This is a genomic window from Micromonospora sp. MH33, assembly GCF_003013775.1.
GTDB lineage: Bacteria > Actinomycetota > Actinomycetes > Mycobacteriales > Micromonosporaceae > Micromonospora > Micromonospora fulviviridis.
On the sequence record NZ_MUYZ01000409.1, the window covers coordinates 1 to 4,464 of the forward strand.

1 protein-coding gene is annotated in these 4,464 nt (G+C 76.9%); it reads right to left on the reverse strand.

The genetic code is table 11. The annotated features are described in order from the left end of the window. On the reverse strand, positions 1-4,464 hold a 4,464-nt coding region (locus tag B0E53_RS33335; protein ID WP_146167877.1), incomplete at both ends, for an SDR family NAD(P)-dependent oxidoreductase.

Here is a 4,464-nt window from a genome sequence, read left to right on the forward strand (position 1 = left end):
CCGCGACGGCCGGCCGGGCCCGCCGGGCGGCGGCGTCCAGCAGCGCGGTGCCCTCGGCGGCGGTGAGGCCGGTCATGCCGAGCCGGCGCAGCCGCTGCGCGTCGTCGCGGTCGAGGTGGGCGGTCATGGCGCTGGTGGTGGCCCACATGCCCCAGCCGATGCTGGTGGCCGGCAGCCCGTGCGCCCGGCGGTGCCGGGCGAGCGCGTCGAGGAAGCCGTTGGCGGCGGCGTAGTTGCCCTGCCCGGGCGACCCGAGGGTCGCGGAGGTCGAGGAGAACAGCACGAACGCCGACAGGTCCAGGTGCGCGGTGGCCCGGTGCAGCGCCCAGGCGGCGTCCACCTTGGGCCGCATGACCCGGTCGACGGCGTCCGCGTCGAGGGAGGCGATGGTGGCGTCGGCGACGACGCCCGCGCAGTGCACGACGGCGGTGAGGGGGTGTCGGGGGTCGACCCCGGCGACCAGGTCGGCGACCTGCTGGGGATCGGCCAGGTCGACCGCCACGGCGGAGACCTCCGCCCCGGTCCAGGTCAGCTCCGCCACGAGCGCCGCGTAGGCGGGGTCGTCGTCCGGGTGACGGCGGGCGGCGAGCAGCAGGTGCCGGGCCTGCCCGGTGGTCACGAGGTGGCGGGCGACGAGCCCGGCGAGGGTGCCGGACGCGCCGGTGATCAGCGTGGTGCCGCCCGGATCAGCCGGAACGGGAACCGTGAGCACCACCTTGCCCACGTGGCGGGCCTGGCTGATGTGCCGCAGGGCCTGCCGCGCCTGCCGCACGTCCCACACCCGCGTCGGCAACGGCCTCAGCACCCCGCGCTCGAACAGCGCCAGCAGCTCGGTGAGCATCTCCCCGATCCGCGCCCCGCCGGCGTCGTTCAGGTCGAACGACCGGTAGACCACGCCCGGGTGCTGCGCGGCGACCTGCTCCGGGTCGCGGACGTCGGTCTTGCCCATCTCCACGAACCGGCCGCCGCGCGGCAGCAGCCGCAGCGACGCGTCCACGAACTCCCCGGCCAGGGCGTCGAGCACCACGTCCACGCCGGCGCCGCCGCTCGCCGTCCGGAACGCGTCCTCGAACTCCGTGGTCCGCGACGACGCGATCCGCTCCTCGGCCACCCCCAGTTCGCGCAGCGTGTCCCACTTGCCCGGGCTCGCCGTGGCATAGACGGTCGCGCCGAGGTGGTGAGCGAGCTGGATCGCGGCCATGCCCACCCCACCCGCACCGGAGTGGATCAGCACGGACTCCCCTGCCCGCAGCCCGGCCAGGTCACGCAGCGCGTAGTAGGCGGTCAGGAACACCAGCGGGACGGACGCCGCCTCGGTGAACGACCAGCCGGCGGGGATGCGCGCCACCCGCTCGCGCGCCGCGACCACCTGGGGGCCGAAGCCGGGTTCGAACATGCCCAGCACCCGGTCGCCGGGGGCCAGATCGTCGACGTCGGGGCCGACCTCCAGCACGATGCCGGCGCCCTCACTGCCCATCCGGGCCGCCGGGTCCGGGTACATGCCGAGCGCGATGAGCACGTCGCGGAAGTTCACGCCGGTGGCCCGCACGGCGACGCGGACCTGGCCGGAAGCCAGCTCGGTGGCGGGGGCCGGCACCAGCGCGACGCCGTCCAGCGTCCCGGGCGCGACCGGCGCCAGGTGCCAGAGGCCCGCCGCGGGCGGCGTGAGCTCGTCGTCGGGCAGGCGAGTCAACCGGGGTACGCGCACGCCGTCGCCCCGGAGGGCGAGCTGCCCGCCGGTCGGGGTCGGGTCGGCGGCCACCCCGGACAGCACGGCCAGCACGTCGCCGTCCGGCGCGCGGTCCAGGTCGGCCAGCACGACCCGGCCCGGGTGCTCCGACTGCGCCGACCGCAGCAGACCCCACACCGCCGCACCGGCAAGATCATCAACCCGATCGCCGTCCCGCGCCGCCACCGCGCCTCGGCTGACCACCACCAGCCGCGAATCCCCGAGGACGTCGGCGGCCAGCCACGCCTGCACGACCGCCAGCACGTCCGCCGTCACCGACCGCACCCGCTCGGGCACGTCCCCGTCCGCCCGGTCCGGCCCGATGACCGGCAGCAGCACGGCATCCGGTGCTGGCATGCCGCCCGCGACGGCAGCGGCGAGCGCGGCCACGTCCGGGTAGGCGACAGCGGCGGCCGGCCACACCGTCCGGTCCGCCGGGAGTTCGCCGCCCGTGGCGGTCGAGCTCTCCTCGGCCCACTGCCCGCCGCCGCTCGTGTCGGCCGGGCTCTCCCCGTCCGGCCGGTCGGCGCCGCCCGGGCCGGTCAGCACCGCCCAGGTCAGCGGCTCGGCGGCCGGGCTGACCTCCTCGACGGGCCAGGTCTCCGCGTAGAGCGAGCGGTCGGTGGCGCTCGGCGGGGCGGTCGCGCCCAGCTCGCGCAGCACGAGGGAGTCGACCGACACCACCGGCCCGCCGCTCTCGTCCATCGCGACGAGGCGTATCGCGGTGCCGGAGCGGCGCAGCCGGACCCGCAGCACCCGGGCGCCGGCGGCGTGCAGTTGCACGCCCTCGAACGCGAACGGCACGCGGGGGCCGCCGCCGGTTCCCGCGTCGAGCAGCCCGATCGGGTGCAGCGCCGCGTCGAGCAGCGCCGGATGCACCCCGAATCCCGTCGGGTCGGCACCGGCGGGGAGCACGACCTCGGCATACGCCTCGTCCGGGCCGGCCCACACCCGCCGCAGCCCCTGGAACACCGGCCCGTACGCCAGGCCGTGCTCGGCGAACGCCGGATACCAGCCGGTGAGGTCCACCTCGGACGCCCCGGCCGGGGGCCACGCCTCGGCGGCCGGCTCCCGCACCGACGCCGGTTCCAGCACGCCCTCGGCGTGCCGGACCCACTCGGCATCCGGGTCGTCCTCCGGCTGGGCGTGCACGGTCACCGGGCGGGCGCCCTCGTCGTCGGCGGCACCGACCCGCACCTGCACCCGTACGGCGTCGGACGCCGGGAGGGTGAGCGGGGTGGCGACGGTCAGCTCCCGGACGCGGGCAGTCCCGGCCTCGTCGCCGGCCCGCACGACCAGCTCGACCAGCGCGGTGCCGGGCACCACCACGGCGCCGGCGACCACGTGGTCGGCCAGCCAGGGGTGCGACGACACCGACAGCCGTCCGGTCAGCACCACCTCGTCGTCCCCGGCGAGCCGGACGGCCGCGCCGAGCAGCGGATGCCCGGCCACGCCGAGTCCGGCGCCGGACACGTCCCCGGCCTGCCACGCCGCGGCGTCCGGCCAGAACCGCTCCCGCTGGAAGGCGTAGGTGGGCAGGTCGACCCGGTGCGCGCCGGTGCCGGTGAACCAGGGCTCCCAGCTGACCGGCACGCCGTGCACGTGCAGGTCGGCCAGGGCGGCCAGCAGGGCTTCGGTCTCGGTCCGGTCCTTGCGCTGGACGGCGACGGCGCGGACGTCCTCGTCGTCGCCGAGGACGTCGGCGGTGAGCGCGGTCAGCACGCTCTGCGGGCCGAGTTCCAGGAACGTGTCCACCCCGGCATCGCGCAGGGCGGTGACGCCGTCGGCGTAGCGGACCGCCGCGCGCACGTGCCGCACCCAGTAGCCGGGGGTGCACACCTCGTCCGGGTCGGCGAGGGCGCCGGTCAGGTTCGACACCAGCGGCAGCGCCGGGGCGGTGAAGGTGAGCTTCTCCAGCACCGCGCGGAACCGGTCCAGCATCGGCTCCATCAGCGGGCTGTGGAACGCGTGCGACACCGACAGCCGGCGTACCCGCACACCACGGTCCCGCCAGAACTCCGCCAACTCATCGAGGGCGTCGACCGCGCCCGAGACGACCACGGCGGCCGGGCCGTTCACCGCCGCGATCCCCGCCCGGCCGGCGAGGACGCCGCCGGAGGCCGACCCGTCGCCGGAGACTGCGGCTTCGCCGGAAGCCGCAAAGCCGCCGTCCAGGACGGCCCGCACCTCCGCCTCGGGCGCGTTCACGGCCAGCATCCCGCCGCCGGCCGGCAGGGCCTGCATCAGTTGACCGCGCGCGGCGATCAGGGCGCACGCGTGCTCCAGCGACAGCACGCCGGCCACGTGCGCGGCCGTGACCTCCCCGATCGAGTGCCCACCCACGAAGTCCGGCACCACGCCGAACGACTCGACCAGGCGGAACAGCGCCACCTCGACGGCGAACAGGCCCGCCTGGGTGAACACCGTACGGTCCACCAGGCCGGAGGTGTCCTCGAACAACACCGGCCGCAACGGCTGCGGCAACACGCGGTCCAGGTGCCCGCACGCCTCGTCCAGCGCGGCGGCGAAGACCGGGAACGCCTCGTACAGTTCCCGGCCCATTCCGGCGCGCTGCGCGCCCTGACCGGAGAAGAGCACCGCGAGCGGACCGCGGTCGGCCGCCTGCCCGACGACCGCCGCACCGGACGGCCGGCCCGCGGCCAGCGCCCGCAGCGCGGCGACGAGGCCGTCCCGGTCGCTGGCGGCCACCACGGCCCGGTGGTCCAGGGCGGCGC